Origin of the sequence: Paraburkholderia hospita (assembly GCF_002902965.1) — a bacterium.
Taxonomy (GTDB): Bacteria; Pseudomonadota; Gammaproteobacteria; order Burkholderiales; family Burkholderiaceae; genus Paraburkholderia; species Paraburkholderia hospita.
Genome location: NZ_CP026107.1, coordinates 1254581 through 1277702 on the forward strand (window position 1 = coordinate 1254581; position 23122 = coordinate 1277702).

Annotated in this window: 14 protein-coding genes and 1 pseudogene; 9 read left to right on the forward strand and 6 right to left on the reverse strand. The window is 63.4% G+C overall.

Annotated features, from left to right (window positions below; all coding sequences use genetic code 11):
* Positions 1-117: 117 nt before the first annotated feature.
* Complete coding sequence (locus C2L64_RS38910) at positions 118-696, reverse strand: TetR/AcrR family transcriptional regulator (protein WP_007580031.1); 579 nt, start codon at positions 694-696, stop codon at positions 118-120.
* A 133-nt stretch (positions 697-829) separates the two neighbouring features.
* On the opposite strand from C2L64_RS38910, the gene C2L64_RS38915 reads away from it, so the two are divergent.
* The 6 genes from C2L64_RS38915 (at position 830) to C2L64_RS38940 (ending at position 8652) form a co-directional block, all read left to right on the forward strand.
* Positions 830-1474, forward strand: coding sequence for a glutathione S-transferase family protein (locus C2L64_RS38915; protein WP_007580033.1), 645 nt, complete (start codon positions 830-832; stop codon positions 1472-1474).
* 533 nt (positions 1475-2007) lie between these two features.
* Entirely contained in the window at positions 2008-2379 is a 372-nt protein-coding gene (locus C2L64_RS38920) for a hypothetical protein (RefSeq protein WP_238554572.1), read from the forward strand.
* Between the two features lie 244 nt (positions 2380-2623).
* On the forward strand, positions 2624-4027 hold the full coding sequence (locus tag C2L64_RS38925) for an ATP-binding protein (RefSeq protein WP_007580037.1): 1404 nt from the start codon (positions 2624-2626) through the stop codon (positions 4025-4027).
* A gap of 164 nt (positions 4028-4191) precedes the next feature.
* A complete protein-coding gene (locus tag C2L64_RS38930; RefSeq protein ID WP_007580039.1) occupies positions 4192-5853 on the forward strand; it encodes an FAD-dependent oxidoreductase in 1662 nt (553 codons plus the stop codon).
* The gene (locus C2L64_RS38935) at positions 5850-7241 is read left to right on the forward strand and encodes an ATP-binding protein (RefSeq protein WP_007580041.1); all 1392 of its coding nucleotides are present in this window, start codon (positions 5850-5852) and stop codon (positions 7239-7241) included. The genes C2L64_RS38930 and C2L64_RS38935 overlap by 4 nt, the downstream gene beginning before the upstream one ends.
* 427 nt (positions 7242-7668) lie before the next feature.
* Positions 7669-8652, forward strand: a complete 984-nt coding sequence (locus C2L64_RS38940) for a type III secretion system effector protein (RefSeq protein ID WP_007580043.1) — start codon at positions 7669-7671, stop codon at positions 8650-8652.
* A 137-nt stretch (positions 8653-8789) separates the two neighbouring features.
* On the opposite strand, the pseudogene C2L64_RS38945 reads toward C2L64_RS38940, so the two are convergent.
* The 3 genes and pseudogenes from C2L64_RS38945 to C2L64_RS38955 form a co-directional block, all read right to left on the reverse strand.
* Positions 8790-8933: pseudogene (locus C2L64_RS38945) on the reverse strand (IS6 family transposase); the annotation flags it as partial.
* A 47-nt stretch (positions 8934-8980) separates the two neighbouring features.
* Positions 8981-10795: a murein transglycosylase A gene (gene mltA / locus C2L64_RS38950; protein ID WP_039900219.1), complete on the reverse strand. Its 1815-nt coding sequence runs from the start codon at positions 10793-10795 to the stop codon at positions 8981-8983.
* Between the two features lie 41 nt (positions 10796-10836).
* Positions 10837-12918: a serine/threonine-protein kinase gene (locus C2L64_RS38955; RefSeq protein ID WP_007580048.1), complete on the reverse strand. Its 2082-nt coding sequence runs from the start codon at positions 12916-12918 to the stop codon at positions 10837-10839.
* A 332-nt stretch (positions 12919-13250) separates the two neighbouring features.
* Between C2L64_RS38955 and C2L64_RS38960 the strand changes: the two genes are divergently transcribed.
* From C2L64_RS38960 to C2L64_RS38970, 3 genes are all read left to right on the forward strand, one after another.
* The gene (locus C2L64_RS38960) at positions 13251-15392 is read left to right on the forward strand and encodes a CHAT domain-containing protein (RefSeq protein ID WP_007580049.1); all 2142 of its coding nucleotides are present in this window, start codon (positions 13251-13253) and stop codon (positions 15390-15392) included.
* 8 nt (positions 15393-15400) lie between these two features.
* On the forward strand, positions 15401-17113 hold the full coding sequence (locus C2L64_RS38965; RefSeq protein WP_007580051.1) for a ShlB/FhaC/HecB family hemolysin secretion/activation protein: 1713 nt from the start codon (positions 15401-15403) through the stop codon (positions 17111-17113).
* A gap of 122 nt (positions 17114-17235) precedes the next feature.
* Positions 17236-21435: a beta strand repeat-containing protein gene (locus C2L64_RS38970; protein WP_007580053.1), complete on the forward strand. Its 4200-nt coding sequence runs from the start codon at positions 17236-17238 to the stop codon at positions 21433-21435.
* 33 nt (positions 21436-21468) lie between these two features.
* On the opposite strand, the gene C2L64_RS38975 is transcribed toward C2L64_RS38970, so the two are convergent.
* Both C2L64_RS38975 and C2L64_RS38980 read right to left on the reverse strand, forming a co-directional pair.
* Positions 21469-22263: a PP2C family protein-serine/threonine phosphatase gene (locus C2L64_RS38975; protein WP_007580056.1), complete on the reverse strand. Its 795-nt coding sequence runs from the start codon at positions 22261-22263 to the stop codon at positions 21469-21471.
* Complete coding sequence (locus C2L64_RS38980; protein WP_007580058.1) at positions 22239-22970, reverse strand: hypothetical protein; 732 nt, start codon at positions 22968-22970, stop codon at positions 22239-22241. The genes C2L64_RS38975 and C2L64_RS38980 overlap by 25 nt, the downstream gene beginning before the upstream one ends.
* Positions 22971-23122 lie beyond the last annotated feature (152 nt).

The window sequence follows — 23122 nt, forward strand, 5'->3', positions numbered from 1 at the left end:
GCTGTTTTCCTCTGATTTATATCGATGGAGACTGCGTCCAGATCGCCTGCGCGTCAACCACGGAGACGCATTCGTGAGCGATCAGTTTCATAGCCGGCAGCCGGCATTCGTTGAGCCTCAAGGAATAAGTCCGTGCGTTCGATACGCGCGCAGCGTCTCATCGAAAACGCGAATGTCGGACCGGCCGCGCGCAATGAGCTGCGCTCCTTCCAGTGCCGCGAAGATCGCCATCGCACGAGCCTTGTTTGCTTTCTTGTCCTTTCGCTCAGCATCGAGCGAAAGCAGGCGAGTCAGCCATTCGACGTTGATATCCATGAATCGCTGTACCTCGACTTTGACCTCCGCGGGAAGATCGTGATGCTCGGCAGCCATGATGCCGCTCAAGCACATGCGGTTGTCGTTTTCGAGGGCTGCTCGAAACACCTTGATGTAGTGGTCGAAGGTCGCGCGCTCGCTCCTGTGCTGCTCGAGCAATCCCTCCAGAAATACGACGGCATCGTCGCTGTATTGCCGTGCGAGCGCCGCGCCGAGGTCGCCCTTGGTCGGATAGTGATGGTGAACGGCTGGGCCCTTGATGCCGACTTCGTTCGCGACCTCGCGAATGCTGAGCGCGTTGTATCCGTGGGCCTGCACCATGTAGCGTGCCACCGCGAGGATGCGGCTTTTCGTGTCGGGAGTATTCATGCGCGCAATCATAGCAGATGACTTACCAACTGGTTCGTAAGCTTACTTATCGATAAGTAAGTCTTGACACAACAGCTCAACCATCTCTACGATTCGATCGCACTTACTTAGCGGTTGGTAAGTTCACTTCGATCAAGGAGCAGATATGAAAATCTATGACATCCCCGGGTTCCCGAACCCATTGCGCATTCGCATCGTGCTGGCCGAGAAGCAGCTCGCTTCGCAGGTCGAGTTCGTCAAGGTCGACCTGCCTGCGGCGGAACACAAGCAAGCCGCGTTTTTGAAGATCAATCCGACAGGCACCGTGCCCGTGCTCGAACTCGACGATGGAACCCGAATCGCTGAATGTACGGCGATTACCGAGTATCTCGACAATCTGGACGGCGACCCGATCCTCACGGGCAAGACCGCGCGCGACAAAGGTGTGATTCACATGATGCAAAAGCGCGCCGAGTCGGAGCTCATCGATCCTGTAGGCATTTATTTTCATCATGCGACAGCGGGATTGGGCGATGCGCTGCGCGAATACAAGCATCCGCAGTGGACGGCTCGCGCCGAGTGGGGAAAGCTCCAGGGCGAAAAGGCCGTCGCGGGCATGCGATATTTCGATAGCGTGCTTGAAGCCCAGCCTTATGTAGCGGGCGATGCGTTTTCGATGGCTGATATCACCGTCTGGGCTGGGCTGCTGTTTGCGCACTTCGCCAGGATCGACGTGCCGGACGATTGCAACGCGCTTCGTGCATGGAAAGAAAGGGTCGATGGGCGTGCGTCGGTTGTGAATCCGGCGTAGAAGCTGGTAGGCACTCATCGGCGGACGGCGAACGCTTAAATACTTCGGGGACGTTTCCGGCGGTAGGGCCGGTTCGCCAGTCCCGGCGTTTCCCGGTTTTTTTCGCGTTGCGTGCACGCTAGTGACGTACATCGGGACTCGCGCCTCATGTGCGCTGCGTCGAGATGCCGAAGAATTCATTCCAGCGTTTCGCAATGGCACGGCAACATGCCGGCGCGACGCTTTGAGCCAGCGCCGCGTCCGTGCGTTCTCTCATTTTTGCAAAGCTAGAAGTGGAAGCACGTGGGCGACGACGCCCACTATCCCGAAGCGATCCAGACAGCCGAAGCGCGTATTGCCACTGAGCATGAGGCGCCAGCGGTTATGGTGGAATCGGAAGTCCGTCGTCGGTATCTGGTGCGCCTGTGATCGATCGAGCCGACGCCGATCCGAAGCGGCTCTATTTCGGCCACTGACCGGCGAATCACCATGCGATCGGTATGTAGCCTGGAGCCTGTCTGGAAAGGAAACACACCATGGGATGGACAACGGCCATGAGCACATTCAGCGCATTGACCGAATGGGTCAAGGATATGTGGCCGTTGCCGCTTGTTCTGGCCGCTACTGTGCGCTTCGTTATTGCATGGCTCTTCAGTCGCCGTGCGGCCCTGGACCGGAAACAGCTCGATCTCGAAATCGCACAGCTGCGGGATGACGCGGATCGCGCGGAGCGGGGGAGGGTCCATCTCAAGCGCGAAATCGAGAAACTGATGGCCGACTTCGAGCGTCAGCAACGGGCGGACTCGGTGGCCGTGCAGCACATCGATGTGGCGGACCGTGATCGACTTTCGTCTGGTATCGGCACCGCCGTGTCCGGGTGCCATTTCAGATCGGACTGGTTTCGGCCGCCACCACCATCGCAGTAATCACGCTGTGGCTTGATACGTCACCGTCGCCGTTGACTGCTTCTTTTCGCGTCGTCGCAGCGAACCGATACCAACGTTGTATGTGTTGAGTTCGGCTTGCTCTATCCTGCGCTAGCGCTCCCCGTCGACCCGCCGATCACCTAAACTGAATCAACGCGTTCGAACCCGGCGACATGCGCCGGCGCCGGGGGGGCTGCGGCCTGTTTGTAGCGCAGGACTTCTGCCCGAGCAGCGAGAGCGAGCCATGATCGAACTCCACACGTTGAGCAAGGTACCCGTGTTCGCGGACCTCACGGAGGATCGGCTGCAATGGCTGCGTGAGAACCTGATCGAGTTCTCCGTCAGTGCTGGCGCGGTGCTGCTGCACGAAGGCGAAATGACCACGAGCCTGCTGATCCTGCTCGAAGGCGAAGTCACGACGACGAGACGCGAAGACGGACGGGACTATGGCGAGCGCTTTCCTGCGCCGGATGTGTTCGGCACGCCGTGCGTGATCGCTTCGATACCTTTCCCAGCCACGCTGACGGCCATGCGCGATTGCCGGCTTGCCCGGCTGCCTGAGGCTGCTTTCCGCGAACTGTTCATGTCGAGCGGTCCGTTTGGGCGTGTCGTCGCGCGCGTAATGACGGACTGGCTGACTGCGCTGGAAACAGCGGACCTCAATCGCGCGAAACTCGCCGCCCTGGGCAAGCTCGCGGCGGGGCTCGCGCACGAGCTGAACAATCCCGCTGCCGCGTTGACGCGTGCGCTCGATCACATGCGCCGCGAGTTTGCGGCGCTCGAAGACGCGGCGTTGGCGCTCGGCTGCAATGCCGTGCCGCGCGAGGTTGTTGCTCGACTCGGCGCTCTGGTAAACCGCAAGGCGCCTAGCGACGCGATGAATTCGTTGCAGCGAAGCGATGCAGAAGCGCGGCTCGGCGACTGGCTGGCCACGCATGGCGTCACGAAGCCTTGGCTCGCGGCACCCGTTCTCGTTGCACACGGGGTCACCGTGGAGGACCTCGACCCGTTGGCCAGCAGCCTGGACACGCGGCAGTTCGATTCCGCCATCGGCTGGATTGCACGCGTGCTGGACCTTCGCTCGATGATGGACGAAGCGATGCAAGGCGCACTGCGCATCTCCGATATTGTGGCCGCGATGAAGTCGTATTCGTTCATGGATCAGGGCCCGCAGCAGGAGATCGACATTCACGAAGGCATCGACGACACGCTGACCGTGATGATGCATGAGATGAAGCGCGGCATCGACGTGATACGCGACTACGACCACAGCTTGCCGCGACTTCAGGTGTATGGGAGCGAATTGAACCAGGTCTGGACGCGGATCATCGAAAACGCGATCGAGGCGATGAACGGGCAGGGCACTATCACGATCCACACGCGGCGCGATGCCGACTGCGCCGTCGTCGAGATCGCCGACAATGGGCCCGGCATTCCGCCAGAGGCATTGACACATCTCTTCGAGCCTTTCTTCACTTCAAAGCATGTCGCCGGGGCGCACGACCATGGCTTGGGGCTCGGTCTGCATATTGCGTACCGCATCGTGGTCAACCGGCACGGCGGCACGATACAGGCGCAGTCGGGTCCGGGCTGGACGACTTTCCGCGTGACACTGCCGTTGGGATTCAACGTGCCGCCCGCCGCATAGCCACTCATGTCGAACCGGCCCCATTTCACGATCGATATAGCAATCGCGACCTTGGCGCAGCAGCGCCTACAATGCTTGCAACAGACGCCGCGATTCATCGCTGACGCAGATGCACGAACAGCGCGTAGCCAGCGTTTGAACTGGCGTGAGCCGCTGACGCTGTCATGGAAAAACCCGTAATCCTCGCTGTCGATGACGACCCGATCGTGGCCGGTGCGGTCGCGCGCGATCTTCAGGTTGCGTACGGCGAGCATTACCAGATCGTGCGCATGGAGTCGGGGTCAGCTGCGCTGGAAGCCGCGCAGCAATTGCGTCTGCAAAACCGCTTCATTGCGCTTTTCATCGCGGATCAGCGCATGCCGCAGATGAGCGGGATCGAGTTCCTCGAACAGGCAATCGAACTGTTCCCAGAAGCCAAGCGCGTGCTGTTGACCGCGTACGCGGATACCGATGCCGCCATCCGCGCGATCAATACGGTGCATCTCGATCAGTATCTGCTCAAGCCGTGGCATCCACCGGAACAGAACTTCTATCCGGCACTCGATGACCTGCTCGCGGACTGGCACGCATCGTTTCGTCCCGCATCGCAAGGCCTCCGTCTGCTTGATCACCGCTGGTCGCCGCAAGGGCATTTGCTGCGCGACTTCATGGCGCGCAATCACATTCCGTTCCGATGGCTCGATGTGGAGCGGCACGACGAGGCCGATCCGCTGATCAACGCGCTGCATCCAGGCATGCGTCAGTTGCCCGTGCTGATATTCGAGGACGGCACCGTGATGAGCCGTCCGACGACTGCGCAGATCGCCGAGCAAGTAGGACTGCGCACGCGCTCGACCACACCTTTCTTTGACCTCGTGATCGTGGGCGGCGGGCCGGCGGGGCTCGCTGCCGCAGTGTATGGCGCGTCGGAAGGACTGCAGGTGGCGATCATCGAATGTGATGCGCCCGGCGGGCAGGCAGGCACCAGTTCGCACATCGACAACTACCTTGGCTTTCCGGCGGGCGTGAGCGGCGCGGAACTGTCGCGGCGCGCGCTGATGCAGGCAAGGCGCTTCGGCGCCGAAATGATACTGACGCAGCATGCGGTGGGCTTGCGAATAGAAGCGCCGTACAAGTTCGTCAGGCTCTCCGATGGCTCCGAGGTCAGCTGTCTTGCGCTGATGGTCGCGAGCGGCGTGTCGTATCGCAAACTGGAAGCGCGCGGCGTGCAGGCGCTGACGGGCGCGGGCGTCTATTACGGCGCGGCGCTCGTCGAGGCCGTCGCTTGTGCCAATCAGGATTTGTATATCGTGGGCGCCGCGAATTCGGCGGGACAGGGCGCGATGTTCCTTTCCAGGTACGCGCGATCGGTCACGTTGCTGTGCCGGGGACCGTCGCTGAGCGCGGGCATGTCGCACTATCTGGTCCAGCAGATACACGAAACCGGGAATATTCGCGTGCGGCCCCATACCGAGGTCGAAAGCGTGAGCGGCGACGGACATCTCGACGCGATCACGTTGCGTGACGTGCAGACTGGGCGAGTCGAAACGGTTGAAGCAAGCGGCCTGTTCGTTTTCATCGGCGCTGCGCCTTGCACGGAATGGCTGCGCGGGGTCGTCGAGCGGGACGAGCATGGTTTTCTGCTGACGGGCCGCGTGCTGGTCAAGGGCAGCAGGAGGCCTTCGGGATGGCAGGTTGGACGCGATCCGTATCTGCTCGAAACGAGTGTCCCAGGCATCTTCGCGGCGGGCGACGTGCGCGCCGATTCAGTCAAGCGCGTTGCGGCCGCTGTCGGCGAAGGATCGATTGCCGTGCATTTCATCCACCAGTATCTGGCGAATCCATGAGCGATCTGTCCACGCTGTTTGAGATGCCTCTCTTCTCTGGGTTGCCCGAAGAGCGACGCACATGGCTGCGCGCGAATCTGGACGAATACCATCTGAAGACGGGCGAGATCCTGATGCGAGAGGGGCAGCGCGTCACGCATCAGTTCGTGCTGCTCGACGGCGAAATCGTGACGGAAAAAATGGTGGGCGGGCGGCAAGTGTTCGATGACCGACGGCCCGCGCCGACATCGATTGCAGAGACCTCGCTGCTCGCGGACATGCCGCTGCCATTGACCTTCACGGCCGCGACAGATTGTTTTCTGGTCGCGCTTCCCGAGTCGGTGGTCCGCACGCTGCTGAACGAATGCGAGTCCTTCAGCCGTCACATCTTCCGGTCGATCTACGCGCGCATCACCGCTTATGACGCGTTCATCCTCAATGGCGAGAAACTCGCCGCACTGGGCCGCCTGTCGGCCGGCCTCGCACATGAACTGAACAATCCCGCCGCCGCCGTGGCGCGCGCTGCCGATTGTCTGCGCGAGTCGCTCGACACCATGCGTGAGGCGACGTGCGTGCTGGTTGTGAGCGCGATGCCCGCCGAAGTCGTCGATCTGCTGGACGGCTGGGCAAGCCGTGCCGTGCCTGCCGCCGATACGACGCCTCAAGCTGCATTGCGGCAAAGCGAAGCCGAAAGCGTGCTCGCCGATTGGCTCGCCGCACGCGGGCTTGCCAAACCGTGGTTGATCGCGCCGCAACTCGCGGTGGCCGGGTTCTCGCCAGACGATCTCGAACCCGTCGCCGCGCGCGTGACACCAGAACAATTCGGCGCGGGCGTCCGCTGGCTGGCTGCGACGCTGGAGCTGCGGTCTTTGGGAAACCAGGCCTGGATCGGTGCGGGTCGTATCTCCGAGATCGTGAAGGCGATGAAGGACTATTCATATATGGACCAGGCGCCATTGCAGGAGGTCGATATACATAGCGGCATCGAGGATACGCTGACGATCATGCGTCATAAGCTCAGGCAAGGCGTGTCCGTCAAGCGCGACTACGATCGCATGCTGCCGCTCGTACCCGTCTATGGCAGCGAGCTGAATCAGGTGTGGACGAATCTGATCGACAATGCCGTCGACGCGATGGATGGCAACGGCGAACTCACGATACGCTCGCGCCAGGAAGGCAGTTTTGCGGTCATCGAAATCATGGACACGGGGTCCGGCATTCCGACCGATATCGTCGCGCGGCTTTTTGAGCCTTTCTTTACTACCAAGCCTTTAGGCAAGGGCAATGGCCTGGGGCTTCACATAGCTTACCGGACCGTTGTGCAGCGGCATAACGGCACGATCAGCGTCGCTTCGCGCCCTGGCGAGACGAAATTCAAGGTGTGCCTGCCGCTGGCGGCGCGTCATTGAAGCCACGGCGGCGCTTATTGCAGGTGTCGGATCTTCGTCAAGATAGCCGGAACGGGCTCAGCCAAATAGTACGGTCGCGCTAAATAGCCATTGCTTTAATTATGTGAAGCTTTCGTGCGCGAAACACATCGGCATACTGGATCGTCCAAACGCCAGTTTCGTCGACTTGGATATTCCTCAGCGCGTCCTATACTGATAGTGAGCCGCGCGGAAGCCGGCCCCTGATGCATAACGGACGATCAAGTCGTTCAATGGGGCGCGGTAGCGGGGCCACGGAAACGCCTGTGTTAATACGCGGGCGTTTTCTTTTTGTGGCCCACAAGACGCTGCCATGCAGCAAGTATCGGTCAGCGGGAAGTGCGAGATGACAGGTCGCGAGCGCAGCGGTCCGCGGGTACGGCGAGGCGGACGGCGCAGGAGGCACGACATGACGATGAGAATTGTGGCGGAGACGTACCATGGAAACAGACGCCGCGAGACGATGCCGGATTTCGAGGCCGAAAAATTCAAGAAAGCCGTGAAAAAGGCATTCGAAAAAATTCTCACGTTCAATATCGGGGTGGAACTTGGAAGGGAGATCAACAGCGCCGATTGCGATCTCCTGGTGATCAAGGCTGGCCCGGGGCAAGCCAACAAATGCATGATGGAACGGCAAAGCGCCCAGGATATGAACCAGGCCTGCTACACAGAGGTACTCGACGCGGAACTTCTGTCCCAGAAGATTCAGGCGTTGATCAACGCAAAGGTCATCACGGCTGCCCACCCAGCCGTGGCGAAGTTCCTCAAATTCTATGTCACGCAGGCACAGGGAGGAAAAAAGGAGCAGTTCACGAAAACGATGGGCACAGGATCAAGAGCGGGAGACTATCCAATAGCGCATGAGTCACCAACGGCAGAAAGGCAGGCCGCCCACGGCACGGACAGAATCCTGCGCAACCGCATTGGCGACTTCGATTCCCTGAAGAAAATTGAACAGGCCGTCGACTTTGTCCGATCTCTTCAGAACGGCCTTATCGGTTATCACATCATGTCTCATCTGACGCCCGGGGCGGGCACGGGAGCCTTCGTCGTATGGGATCCCGACCAGGCCGATGCGGGTGCGGACCTGCCCCCGTCCGAGCGTGCGGCATGGATGACGCGGCCCAGTTGGATCGCACTGGTGCACGAGTTGATACACGGCTGGCGACTTGTGACGGGACGATGCGTGTTTCGGCCCGAACCACTCATCGAGGAGTATTACGAAGAGGCCATGACAGTCGGGCTGCCGCCGTACGACGGTTGCAAATTCACCGAGAACCGGTTTCGCCAGGCCGGTGCAGAAGCGCTGCGGACGTTCTACGGACAGAAGACAAAAATCATCAGCGAGGACGCGCAGCGAAAGCACAAGTCCGTTGCCGAGAGGCTTGTTTAACTGGCAAGCCGGACGGCCCTTCGCTGTCAACTTTCATCAGAAGCCCGGGACGCTGTGCTACTACTACTCCGAATGAAGCGGTCGGCTCTAGTGCAAACAGGTAATCCGGTTGAGGATTTTTATATAGGAAGGATGCCTTATCGATCAGACAGGGCGGCATTCCATGAGGCAGGCGCAGCGGCATCCTTGAGGCCGAGCTTCGCGAGATCGAACTGCCCCTTGCGAATGCGATGCGTCAACTCGATGCCTGAAATCGTGCTCGCGGCGCCCCTGAACCGTTCTTCATGGGCGGCGATGTTGCGCACTAGATCATTGGAGTGAAGCGCCCTCAAGGCGTATCGTCGACGCACAATTCGGGATCGCTGACCAGGCAATCGGTACTCGAAGTCGGCGCGCCGCCGCCTCGCGTTTTCAGCGTCGCGTCCCGCGCGGCGATGGGCAGCCCTTTCGGCAACAGCACCCACATGCGGATGCGTTCCTTCGTTCGGCTCGCCTGGGCCTGCGCGCTTTGGCCAAAGCCATAAAAATAGTCCGCTCTCACTGCGCCCTGAATGGCGCCGCCTGAGTCCTGCGCCATCATCAGGCGGTCGATTGCGCCGGGTGCTTGCGGATCGTCGCGCGTCGAGACGAACACCGGCGCGCCGAGCGGCGTCGTGCGCGGATCGACGGCGATGGAGCGGCCCGCCGACAACGCGACGCCGAGTGCGCCGACGGGCCCATTCGGCGAATCGGGAATGAGCCGGAAGAACACGTAGCTCGGGTCCGAGATGGCGAACACGCGCTTGACGGGGGCGTTGTTCGCCGATGCTCCCGCGGCGACGTCGCCCGTCTTCGAAGCAACGGAGCCTTTCGACATTGCGCCTGCCATGTTGTCGCTGGCAGCGGGACGCGCGGCGGGCGCCGATCCTTGTGGTGTCGCTGCCGCCAGCTTGAAACCGCGCAGCAGCGGCGACACCGGTTCGTCATCGTCCTGCGTGCGGGTGGCAGGCACGCCACCCGTCGCATCGCCAGGCGTCGGTGGACTAGCGTTGCCAGCGCCACCCGTCGGCGACTCGTCCTCGACGTCTATCTCAACGTCGATGCCACGCACGGTGATCCGCTGCCCGCTGCCGCTGTTCTTGCGCGCGACGGGCGGCAGGAACGGGCGGCCGTTCTGCTCCGCGTACGCGAAGCGGCGCACCGTGCCGTCACTCATGCGCACCTTGCCTGCTCCTTGCACCTGCATCGAGTACAGCATCACGGGGTCGTCAACGTAAGCGAGAATCGGCGCCTTGAGCGCACCGCGCTCGATCTCGGCACGCGTGTAGTACGGCACGATGCGGTCGCGATCGAGCCGCAGACGGATCTTCTTGTCCCGTATGTCTGGAACACTGTCGCGCAGATCGAGCACGTAGACGCCCCGGGTGCTCCCCGGCGTGGTGTCGGTGACGGGGATGACCATGCGGCCATCGATGCGCGCGGTGCTCGCCGTGCCGCGCGCGCTATCCGGCAGGCGACGGGCATCGAGGTACAGCATATCGTCGGGTGTGCCGTAGACCGGGTAGAGGAAGGCGCCGCCGTACTGCCGGCTGCCATTGAGCAGCGGCTCGTAGTAGCCGGTCAGCGTGCCGTCGCCGCTCTTGTCTGTATTGCGGATCTGGTAAGCGTTGAAATACGTCTCGAAGAACTGGCGGATCGCGGCGACGTTGCGCGCATCGACCGAGCGTGACGCCGCGCACGGCTCTGACCAGCCGGCACGCGAGCCCAGTACCGCACAACTGCGTTTGAAAGCGTCCCATGAGCTGCTGAGGTCGTCGGTGTTCCAGCCGGGCAGATCAGCGAAGCGGGCCGATGCGTAGTACGCGTGACGGGTGGAGAAGGCGATGCTGCCGCTCGCGTTTGCATCCGGCGCAGGCGCGGCAGCGGATGTCGCAGGCGCGGCGGACGTGGTCGCCACCGTAACCGGCGTGACGGGTACCGCTTGCGTCTGCGTGGACGGAAGCGGCGCTGCAGGTGCGGGCGACGTCATTGGTGACGACACTTGCGCCGCAGGTTGGGGTGACGGCGTGCCCGCCGGTCCGAAGGTCGTCGTCGAGGCGGGCTGGTTGCCAGCACAACCCGCGAGCGCCGCAACTACACAGAGCATCCAACGTACGTTGTGCATGCTGCCTCCTGCGCCCCATGCGTGGACGTCTACCTTGTCCGCTACGTCGATGACCCGACGACGTCGATCGTGAAAGTTGCCGCGCCGAACGTGTCTGGACACTGGGTCGCGCTCGCTGTGCAGCGCGGCTTGCCGGCGAACGGCGAATAGCTGACTGTGCGGCGTATCGCGGCGGCGCGCTGCGCTTCCGCGGGAAAATCCGCGAACACCGATTCGCGTTGCAGCCCGCCGTCAGCAAAGTCGCGTGGCGCGGATGAGACCAGCACGAGAAAGTGGTTCGGGCCAGCCGGCGCGCCCGCCATCATCGGCCAGCTTGCGCGCGGCAACGAAAGCGTCTGGCCGGCGGCGATTGCATTGTTCTTGTCGAGCTCGTTCGGAAACAGCATCAGATATTGCCCGGCGGGATCGACCATGAAGACGTACACGTAGCCCGCGCGATTGCTGCCGACCCTGAATTGCAGATGATCCTTGCTGATCCGCGCGGTGGTGCTGCGCGTGTTGGCCTTGACGCTGATCGACGGGTCGGCAAGGGAGACGATCCGGTCGAGTTCGCCGCCGGGCGTGTAAGGCGGTAGCGCGGGCGCGGCGCTTGGTATCGGGTTCGTGGTCGTGTTTGCGGCAGTGCTCACGGGGGCGCTTGCAGACCCGCCTGCCGATGGCGCTTGCATGCCGGTGCTTGCCGCCTGTGAAGTAGACGGAGCGGGCGGGGGCGCGGTCTGCGCGTGCTCCGCTCCCGACGCCGTCGGATGGTTGCTGCCTGCAGCCACGGTGGTGGAGGGCGGCGTGGCGATCGTCGAGGGCCGCATCGCGAACCAGCCTCCAAGCCCCGCCAGCCCGACGACGGCGACCGCGCCAACCGCTATTGCCGTGGAGCGCCGGCTTGTCGTGCGCGACGCGTCGGCCGCCGTGGCACCGGAGCCGGAAGCCCCCGGGCTGTCACGGCTCGCCATGCCCGGTCGAAGCGCGCCGCTCGCCTCGCGGGCCGGCACGCCACTGCTCGCGGCAGGCGCTGCCGTACGCGGCGAAGCCAACGCGCTGGGCGCGTCATGGTTTCCGTCCTGACCGCTCAATGCAAGACCCAACTCCGTTGCAAACACCTGCACGCTCTGCGGCCGCTCTTCGGGCCGCACTGCGAGCGCGTGATCGATAGCGCGCAGGAAGGCGGGCGAATAGCGGCCTGACGCTTGCGTCTCGAGCGGCACGTAACTGTCACTCATCATCCGGCCTACCGAGGGCGGCGGCGTCTTGCCGACGATCGCAAAGTAGACGACCGCGGCGAGCGCATAGATGTCGGTCCACGGCCCCTGCTTCAGCGACGGGATTTCCGCATACTGTTCGACGGGGGCATAGCCGGGCTTCAGGATCACGGTCAGCGCCTGTGTCATATCGCCGATCACGCGACGCGCCGCGCCGAAGTCGAGCAGCAGCGGACGCCCGCTGTCCTTCAGCAGCAGGATATTGTCCGGCGCAATGTCGCGGTGGTAGCACTGCGCGCGGTGCATCACGTCGAGAGCGCTGACGAGCGACGTCAGTAACGCGCGCAGCCACGCTTCGTCGGGCGGCCCATTCTTCGCTCGCAGCGCGTCGCGCAGCGTGACGCCTTCGTAGTACGGCATCACCATATAGGCGGTGCTGTTCGCTTCCCAGAACCGGTAGACCTTGACGAGCGAATGATGATCGAACTGCGCGAGCAGGCGCGCTTCGTTGACGAAGCTCTTCAGGCCCGCGAGAAAGGTTTCCTTGTGGCGCTCGGAGCGCACCGTGACTTCGGCGTTGCTGCCGCGCGAAGCCAGTGAGGATGGCATGTATTCCTTGAGCGCGACGTTGCGGCCCAATTGGGTGTCGTGAGCGAGATAGACGATGCCGAAGCCGCCTTCACCGATCAACCCCTTGATCTCGAACTCCGCGACCCGCGTGCCGACGGACAGCGCGTGATGCGACTCTGCGCCTGCGAACGTCGACGGCGGCATGATGGTCGCGCTATCCGAGCCCGCTGGATCGACGCCCACCGGCTGGCTGTCGGGCTCGGGTGGGTGTGGCACGATTACCGTCTTGTCATCGGGGCTGTTCATCGGGACGGGATTCACAGGAAAGTCCAGTCGCGCGGCGCTGCGAACGAGCATGCGCCATCCCCACGCGCACGTGCGTGTATCTACAAGACGAATCACGCGGCCGTTTTTGAAGCGACGGCCTCCGGCGTCCCAGGCCGTTTTCAAAATGCGCGTACACAATCGTTTCCTTAGAAAGAGTTGCAGGCATTTCTAGCGGCGCTCGCTCTGGCCCGCACACCCTCGCAGTCACAACGGCTCTCCGGTCGCGTCCATGGACCTTCCAGCAGGAAGACGATGTGAACGAACTCATAAGAATCCCGATGTCCTGCGTAGCGCGCATCGCGAGGCGTGCAGTGCAAAGCGGCACTACGCGCTTGCGTGTCAGGACGCATGCCGGGTCGCGCATGATGGGTATCGCTGCGCTCGTCGTCTGTGCAATCTCAGGCGTATGGGGCAGCGCGTTCGCGGCCGCGCCAGCCACGCCTGCCAGCGGCGCCGCGCCGGGCCTCGCGCCCGAATCCCAAGGCTTTCGACAGGCGACCGAGCGCGAACGCGATGCCGAAACGCTGCAGTCGTTGACGGCCGAAGGGCGTCTGCTGCTCTCGCGTGATCGCGTCACGCTGCCCGCGTACGACTATTGCAGCATGGCCGTATCGGCGGCCGAGCGCGGTGACTTCCGCGACAGCGTCGAGGCGGCCGCCCGCGCGCTGGTGATGGCGCAGCGTACCGACAACGCCGATCTGGTCGCGCTGTCGAAACGCGACCTCGCGATCGCTTACAGCTACGCCGGCGATCTCGACGACGCCGAGAAATACGCACAGGAAGCGCTGGCCTCGACCCCGAAAGCGCCCGAACAGGTGTTTGCGCCCGCCAACAAAGTGCTGGGCGACATCGCGCTGCGCCGCGGCCATCCGCAAGATGCCATCGACGCCTACAACCGCGCGCTCGAAACGGCGTCGCCGCGCTACCGTCCGCTGGTGCTACTGTCGATCACGAACGCGCAGATCGCCGCGGGCGACACGGCCGGCGCGCGCAAGACCTTTGACGCCGCCAGTCCCGCGCCGAGCGCGGACCTCGCGCCGGAGTACCGGCGCATCGAAGGCAACCTGCTGCTTGCCGAAGGCAAGCCACAGGACGCGCTGCTCGCGTTCACCACGCTGCTGTCAGAAAGCGGCGGCAGCGACGCGAACTACGACCGCCTGTGGGCGCACGAAGGCATCGGCCGCGCCGACCTTGCGCTCGGCCAGAGGGCGAGGGCGCGCGAAGCCTATCTGCAGGCCGTGGACGATTCGGAGAAAATCCGCGCGCGCTTTCGCAGCGAAGAGTTCAAGACGGGCCTCTTCGGCGATACGCAGTCCGTGTTCGAAATGGCGATCACGCTGACGGTCGAAGTGGGCGACTATGCATCGGCGTGGAGCCTGTCCGAGCGCAGCCGGGCGCGCGCGCTGCTCGATGTCGTGCGCAACCGCGTCGACGCCGGCGTGAACGACCGTCAACTGAACGGCGATGTGCCGGGTCTCGACGTGGTGCGTAACGGATTGAAGCCAAACGAGACGCTCGTCGAATATCACAACCTCGAGAAGTCGATCATCGTGTGGGTGATCCGCAACGAAGGGCTCAAGGGTTATACGCTGCCCATCGCGCGCGCCGACATGGATGCCGCCGTCACCGATTTCCGCAATGCCATCGTGCGCCGCCGGGCAACCGCGATCACCTATGGCGACAAGCTCTACGCGCTGTTGATCGCGCCCCTCGGATTGCGCGCCGACGACCGGCTGATCATCGTCCCGCACGGCGCGCTGCACTATCTGCCGTTCCAGGCGTTGCACGGCCCGGATGGCTTCCTGATCCAGCGCCACGCAATCGCCCTGGAGCCTTCGGCGAGCGTCGCGGTGCAGCTCGCCACGCGTGAGCGGCAGGTGGCGAGCAATCTCGTCGCATTCGGCAATCCGACGATCGCGCCCGCCTATGCGCTGCCCGGCGCCGAGGCGGAGGTTCGCGGCATCGCGCCGCTGTTTGCGCGCCAGGAAGTGTTTCTGCAATCCAGCGCGACGCGGGTGAGCTTCCGCGACAATGCGCCTACGGGCCGGGTGCTGCATGTCGCCACCCACGCGGAGGCCGACACGATCGACCCGTTGCATTCGCGCATCCTGCTCGCGCCCGCGACGCAGCCTGCTGACGGTCCCGACTCGCTGCTCGCGAAAGACATCTACAACCTGAAGCTGAACAACGTGTCGCTCGTCACGCTGTCGGCGTGCGAGACGGGGCTTGGGCGGATCGCGCGCGGCGACGAGATTCTCGGCTTCACGCGCGCCTTCTTCTATGCGGGCGCGACGAGCCTGATCGTGTCGATGTGGCCTGTGGCCGACGAATCGAGTGCGCTGACCATGCGCACGTTTTACTCGCAGCTCGCCGACGGTCATGAAGCCATCGACGCGATGCGGACCGCGCAACTCGCGGTGATGCAGAACTCACAATTTGCACATCCGTTCTTCTGGGCACCATTCGACCTGATGGGAGGCTGGCGCCTGAGCATTGCGCGCTAAGAAGAACAATGAACAAACTCCGACTGATTGCCGCGGCGATGGCGTGCAGCGGGACGATCGCGTGGGGCCAGACGTTGCCTGGCGGCCAGACGCTGCCGGGCGGCCAGACGCTGCCGAATGCCGGCAGCATCCTTCAGCAAACCGCGCCGCGCGACACGCGCCCGGCGCCGCCAGGTGGTGCGCAAGCGTTGCCCGCCGTGCCGCAGGCGGGCGCACCGCCTGTCACAGCACCCGGTCCGACGTTCGTGCTCAAGGGCATCACATTCAAGGGCAACGACACCATTCCGTCCGACGAGCTGCTTGCGCCTGTGCGTGACCAGTTGGGCAAGCAGATCGGCTTTGCGGATCTCGAAACGATTGCCGCCAAGGTGACGCAGGTCTATCGCGCGCGTGGCTATCTGCTCGCCCAGGTGGTGATTCCGCAGCAGGACGTGAGCGCGGGCACGGTCGAATTCACCGTGCTCGAAGGACGCGTCGGCCATGTGCGGCTCGATATCGCGGCGGGCACGCCGATCCGCGAAGATGTGGTGCGTGCACGCGTCGCGCAGATTCCGACGGGCCAGCCGCTGCAGCAGCACGATCTCGAACGCACGATGCTGCTGCTGTCGGACCTGCCGGGCATCGTCGTGACCTCGGCAATCGAAACGGGCGACGAGCCGGGCACGGTCGATCTGACCATCAGCGTCGCGCCCGCCAAACGCTGGACGTTTGCCGTCGACCTCGACAACTACGGCGCGCCTTCGAGCGGCACCTGGCGTCTGGGCGCGCTGGCGCGGCTCAATTCGCCGTTCATGATCGGCGACAACCTCGACTTGCGGATTCTGGCCAGCGAGCGGCTCGATACCGTGTATGGCCGCATCGGCTATGAGGCGCCCGTGAATGCATATGGCACGCGCGTGGGTGTCGCGTTGTCGCGGCTCAACTATGCGCTCGGCAAGGATTTCGCGTCGCTCGATGCGCAGGGCGAGGCAACCGTCGTCGATCTGACGGTGACCCATCCGCTGCTGCGTACCCGCAACCAGAACCTGCTGGCCCGCGCGAACCTCGAGTATCGCGACCTCATCGACAACATCGGCGTGGTGGACCTGCACAATCCGCGCTCGCTGATCGAGGGCAGCGTCGGTCTCAGCTATGAAAGCCGTGACGCGTTTCTGGGCGGCGGCTTCAATAGCGCGGACGTGGAGTTCCTGATCGGCAGCCTGCATTTCAGGAACGCGGCGGCCGAGGAACTCGATGCGTCGGCGTTTGGGCGCAACACGCATGGCACCGAGGTGCGCGCGACGTTCTTCGCAAACCGCCTGAATGCGCTGACGGAACGCTTCAGCATGTTCGCGGGTATATCCGGCCAGTGGGCCGGCACGACACTCGACAACTCGTCGCGCTTCCTGCTAGGCGGGCCGCATGCGGTGCGCGCCTACTCGCCGTCCGAGGGGCTCGTCGACGAGGGCTTCGTTGCGACGGTCGAAGGACGGTACGCCATCAATGCGAAAGCGACGGTGTTCGGCTTCGTAGACTTTGGCACCGGCTGGTACAACGCGAACTCGCGGCCGGAGCAGGGGCCGAACATGATCACGCGCAGCGGCGTCGGCTTTGGCGCGTACTGGGTGGCGCCGGGCGGCATCGCGCTGCAAGGCACGGTCGCCTGGCGCACGACAGGCTCGGACACCAGCGGCGACGACAAGGTGCCGCGTTTTTATGTGCAGTTGACCAAGACGTTCTAGTTGTTCTGAAGACGCCCGACTTCCTGCTTCAGTTCGCAGACGTTGCGCAAGCAGCAAGGGTGGCGCAAGCGGGATGGCTGAGTGGTGGTTGAGCCGGGCTCTGTCCGGCGCGGAGGTTTGCCATGAACAAACCATGCAGTGTGCCGTTGCGGGTTGCCGGCACGATCGTTTGTGCGGCGGCTACGCTGCTTGCCGGGTCATACATGTCGTCGCTGCTTGCGAACCCGACGGGGGCGCAGGTGGTGTCAGGTACGGTGAGCGTCAATGCGCCCGCAGCCGGGCAGATGAATATCACGCAGAAAACGCCCAAGGCGATCGTCAACTGGAACACCTTCTCGATTGGTGCGAACGAAGGCGTGACGATTGCCCAGCCGTCGGCCGGGGCGGCGCTGCTCAACCGCGTGATGGGCAACGATCCCAGCGTGATCTCTGGGCGGCTGCAGGCCAACGGCAAAGTGTTTCTCGTCAACCCCGCTGGCGTGATCTTCGCTCCCGGTTCATCGGTGAATGTCGGCTCGATGGTCGCGTCGACGCTGAATATTTCGAACGCCGATTTTCTCGCTGGCAACTATCGCTTCGTCGGCACCTCCGTCGCGCCCGTCAGCAACGCCGGGACGCTGACGGCCGGGACGGGCGGCACGATTGCGCTGCTCGGCGGCAGCGTGAGCAATTCGGGTACGGTGAGCGCGCGCCTCGGTACGGTCGCAATAGGTGCGGGCAACGACATCACGCTGGACTTTGCGGGCGACGGGCTGACCACGCTGAAAATAAACCAGGGGGCGGCCAACGCGCTGATCGGCAACACCGGCACGCTCGCTGCCGATGGCGGGATGGTGATGATGAGCGCGCAGACGGCCGATGCGCTGGCGGGCACCGTGATCAACCAGCAGGGAATCGTACGTGCGCAAAGCGTCGCCGAGCGCAACGGGCACATCGTGCTCGATGGTGGCACGAGCGGTGTCGCGACTGTCGGCGGCACGCTCGATGCAACGGGTGGCGCGGGCCTGACGGGTGGCCGGATCGACGTGACAGGCTACAACCTTGCGCTCGTGGACGGCGCGCGCGTCGATGCGAGCGGTGCGACGGGCGGCGGCACTGTGCGCTTCGGCGGCGGTGCGGCCGGGCAGGACCCGACCATTCGTAACGCCAACGCCCTGTGGATGTCGCCAACCGCAAGCATTCATGCCGATGCGCTGACCAATGGAAATGGCGGAAATGTGGTCGCGTTCAGCGAAACGGCGAGCAGGATCTACGGCACGCTTTCTGCGAGGGGCGGGGCGCAGGGCGGCGACGGTGGCTTGATCGAAACATCAGGTCACTATCTCGATATCACCCGCGCGACCATCGACGCTTCGGCACCAAAGGGGAAAGGCGGGACGTGGAAGATCGATCCCGACAATATCGCCATCGTAGCGGCGGCATCGGGAACACCGGCGACGGAGACGCCGCCAAGCAATGGATCACCGGCCATTTTCACACCGGCGGGCACGGACAGCGAGGTGGTCAATTCCCTCATCACCGACCAGCTGAATCAGGGCGTCTCCGTGACGATCACGACGGTCGGCTCGACACCCACCAACTTTTCATTGGGCGACATCAACATTCAGGCGCCGATCATTGCGGCGACACCGGCAAGTCCGACCACCATCCCAACCCTGACGCTGACCGCGCTCGGTTCGATCGTCGACAACGGCCAAACCATCATGTCGACCTTGGGGCCGCTCAGTATCGCGCTCAATGGGAACGTGGGCGGAACGAATGCCTTCAGTTCCGTCGCGATCAGCAACACGACGGTGACGACCAATGGCGGCAGCTTCACAGCCAACGCGGCCGGATCAAGCCCGGTCACCATCAACAACTCGACGGTTAATACAGGCGGCGGCGCGCTCACGCTCACTGGCACGACGACGCTGGCGGAAGGCACTGGCGTCGATATCACTAACAGTTTGCTCACCGGCGGTGCCGGCACGATAACGCTAACGGGCACCCCCCAAGGCATCGGACTCAGCACCGGCGTCAGCCTCTTTAACAGTTCGCTCAATACCTCGACGGGCGGTATCAGCATTTTTGGCACCACGCCCGGCGAGGTAGGCACGGGCGTCAGCATCATCGGCGGCTTCACGCCCGTCGGCGGCACCGTTGCCGGCCCCGCCGTCAGCAGTTCAGGCGGCGCGATTGCGATTACGGGCAACGCAACCGCGAACGGATTGGTCGGGCTTCTCGTGCAAGGCGCGTCCGTGACGAACACGACGGGCGCGATCAACCTCTCCGGCAGTGTCACGGGCGACGCCGTGCCCTTCGTCAACGGCATGCAGTTGTTCAATGCCAATGTGGGCACGAGCAGCGGCAGTATTTTCATGACAGGCACGGTATCGTCGGCGCTCACCGGGAGCTCCGGGCTCGACCTCCACAGTACGTCGGTTCAGTCGGCAAGCGGCAATATCCAGTTGATCGGTCAAAGTGTCGGGGTTCCCTCCGGTGCTTCCGTGCTCGGCGTGTTTCTCGAAAACAGTCCGTGCGAATGCACGCCGGGCCCGGCCACGTCCGTCACGACGGGCAGCGGCACGTTGTCCATCTACGGCAGCGGCACGGGCCCATTCGCCAGCGGCGTGCAGATCACCGACGGAACGCAGATCGTCTCCAACAATGGCGGTCTGATCGATATCCGCGGCACCGTGAGCGGACCGGCGGGCGGCATGAGCCCGAACCTGCAGGACGACATTGGCGTGCTGATCGCCGATGGCGCCGTGATGGCAACGGGGCAAACGGGCTCGATCCAGATAGCCGGTTCGACCAACACGGCCGACCCTGGACTCGCGATCGGCGTGCCGCCGTCCTCCGGGACAAGCGACCCCACGATATCGACGGCGCACCCCGGTTCCATCACGCTGCGCGCGTCGAATGACGGCTCGACCAGCAGCCTGTTCATCAGCAACTCGACGTTGTCGTCGCCCGGCGGCACGTTGTCGATCATGCCCGCGACGGTCGATCCGAACACGTTCGCGATCGTCGCGCAGAACGCCACGCCGATCACGCTTTTTGGCACAGGCGGCCTGAGCATCGATGCGGCGACGTTCTCGGCGTTCTCTTCGATCCCGAACATCGTGCTGGGTTCGACCACCCAGACGGGACTCATCACGGTGAACGGCGTGTGCGCATCGGACAGCTCGGTCTGCGTGCTGACACGCCCGGGCCTCGCGAACAATCTGACGCTGTCCAATCCGGGATCGGGCAGCCAGGGCATCACGCTTCCGTTCGGCCTCTCGACGCCCGGCCAAACGCTCGCGCTCGTTTCCGGCGGTCCCGTCACCGACCCGGGCGGCATTCAGGCCGCGAGCCTGCTGCTTTCGGGTCCCGGCACCTTCACGCTGACCGATCCGCAAAACGACGTCGGCGTGCTGGCGATGGTCAACGCCGGTAACGTGAACTTTACGAACTCACACGGGTTCGTCATCGGCCCCGTGGTCAGCCAGACATTCAATTCCAACACGAGCCAGTTGACCACGCTCGATGGCACCAACTCAACGTTGACGGGCAACCTCATTGCTCAAGCCACGACGGGCAATATCGGGCTGGGCGGTCCGAGCACCAGCCTGAGCGCGGGCGGCACGATCGATCTGGTCATGGAAAGCGGTGTGTTCAACGCGGCGGGTTCCGGCACGATCGTCGCCGACAACGGCTGGCGGATCTGGGCGAGCACATGGGTGGGCGAGACGCGCGGCAACGTTCAGCCCAATACCGCGCAGCCCAATTTTTATGGTTGCATGTTCGGCGCCGGTTGCAGTTGGGGCGGGGCGGTGCCGACTACTGGCAATCATTACGTGTATCTCGCAAGACCGACCGTGACGGTGACCGCCGATGGCAAGACGCGTATTGCCGGTGCGCCCAATCCGGTGTTCACGTTTACCGCCAGCGGTCTGATCAACGGCGACACCGCCGCCGGCGCGCTGACGGGCACGCTAACGTCGCCCGCCAACCAGAACTCACCGCCTGGGAAGTATCCGATCCTTTCAAACCTCGGGTCGAACGTCGGCTATATCGTGATCGAGGTGCCGGGCACGCTGACGGTGACGCAGTTGATCGATCCTGTTTCGCAAGCCGGCTTGCAGCAGTTCTTCAGCAACCAGGAGCAAACCTTCGTCTACGAGAACAACCTGCAGGGCACCAACATCTGTATCGGTTCGAATCAGCCGCTCTTCACCACCGCGCCGCCGGGGGACACTCAGGACATCCTCGCTGTCGAATGGAAGCGCGTGCGATCGCAACCCAATCTGAACAGCTGCATGTTGCTGAACGGTCAACATGGATGCGGAGACTTCTAGCGTTATCGTGCACGATTCAGGCAGGCGGCGCATTCATGAAGGCGCCACCTGCAGCACCGTAGATTGAGTGTCGTCCGGATCGTCGATCCACACGGCCAGTGCGCTGAAGTTGTCGTGGCTGGCGGGCGCGATCTTGTGCACGCGCGCAGCGAGCGCGCCCAGCCATGCGTCGGGGGTCGCGGCTTCGCCAAGCGTCTTGCTCATGTAAGTCTCGTCGACGTACTCCCACAGCCCATCGCTGCAAAGCAGGAAAGCATCGCGATCGAGCAGGCTGAACGTGCCATCGAAGCCGACGATATCCAGCTCGCCAGCTGTGCCGAGCGCGGCGAGCAACACGTTGCGGCGCGGATGATGGCGCGCCTGCTCAGGCGTGATCAGACGCGCATCGATCATCTCCTGAACGAGGCTATGGTCGCGCGTTTGCACGCTGATTTGCCCGCCACGAAAACAATACAGCCGCGAATCGCCGCAGTGGGCCCACGCTGCCGTGCGCAGTTCGCAGTCGATCGCAAGCAGCACGACCGTCGAGCGCATGTCTTTCAGCGCGGCGTCGCCACGTGCCTGTTCTTCCAGGATGTTCGCGTTCGCGTGGCCGATCGCTTTGACGAGGCGTTGGCCCGTCGGCGGCAACTCGGCGACCGTCAGGTAGCGCAGATCCGCGAGCACGCTATTGACGACGATCGCCGATGCCGTATCGCCGCCGCCGTGTCCGCCCGCACCGTCAGCGAGCACGCAATAGTAAAGGCGCTCGCTCGACCAGTCGCCCAGCGCGTCCTCGTTGCGCTTTCGGCCGCCTGGGTCGCTCAGGCTTGCTGTGGCAAGTTGCACAGGAAGCCTCTGCTCGGATCGGGTTCAACTGCCGGGGCGCGCGACTGTTCGGAGAGGATGCCCAGAACGAACAGGATCGCGACGCGATTCTCCGCGGCGATGTCGATGCCGAGCGTGTGCTGGATCCACTCGCCGATGCTGGTCGCCGCGAAATCGGCCGGCAGTGAGCTTTTTTTCAGCGTTACGCCGAGCTTGCGGGCGCGATAGTGATACGACGCAATCCGATAGCGTGCGGCGATCCGCGACAGCCCGCCCTTTTCATTCGACAGCCACCCCAGACTACCCGCCAGCAGCAACTGGTCGAACTCGTCGATCCCCGCGATGAAACGCGCCGCGGACTCCCGCACGGTTCGCTCGTCCAGACCGTACTGCGCCAGCACCGAGCCGACAGGATCGCTTTGCACGGCCGCTTGCTGCTCGACCTCGGCTAGCACGTCGTCATCGTCGAACGAGACATTGCGTTGATGACCGGCATTGCGCAGGCAGTCGATCAGATAGCGGCGAAAGTACGCGCACACCGCATGACCGTTCGATGGCGCGCTATGCAGTGGGAAGGCTTCCGGGTGCGCATGCGCGGCTTCGAGCCGGAAGACCTTGAAGTAGATGAACTGGGAAATGAGTTCTTCCTTGTCTTCGCCTAGCGCCTGCAACTCGAAGGGGTGATATCCCTGCAATGCGCGGCGCACGACTGTATAGATCGATGCCATCTCGTCCTGATTCAGGCAGGTGCGCCTCTGCCACAGGTCCGACAACGCACTGTCGCAGCCGCTATCGGCCGACCGTGCGCTTTCAATGTGTGTCACATGTCACCCCGCATGTTGAGCACAGCGTCACGCTGTGCAGATTTGAATACCCGATG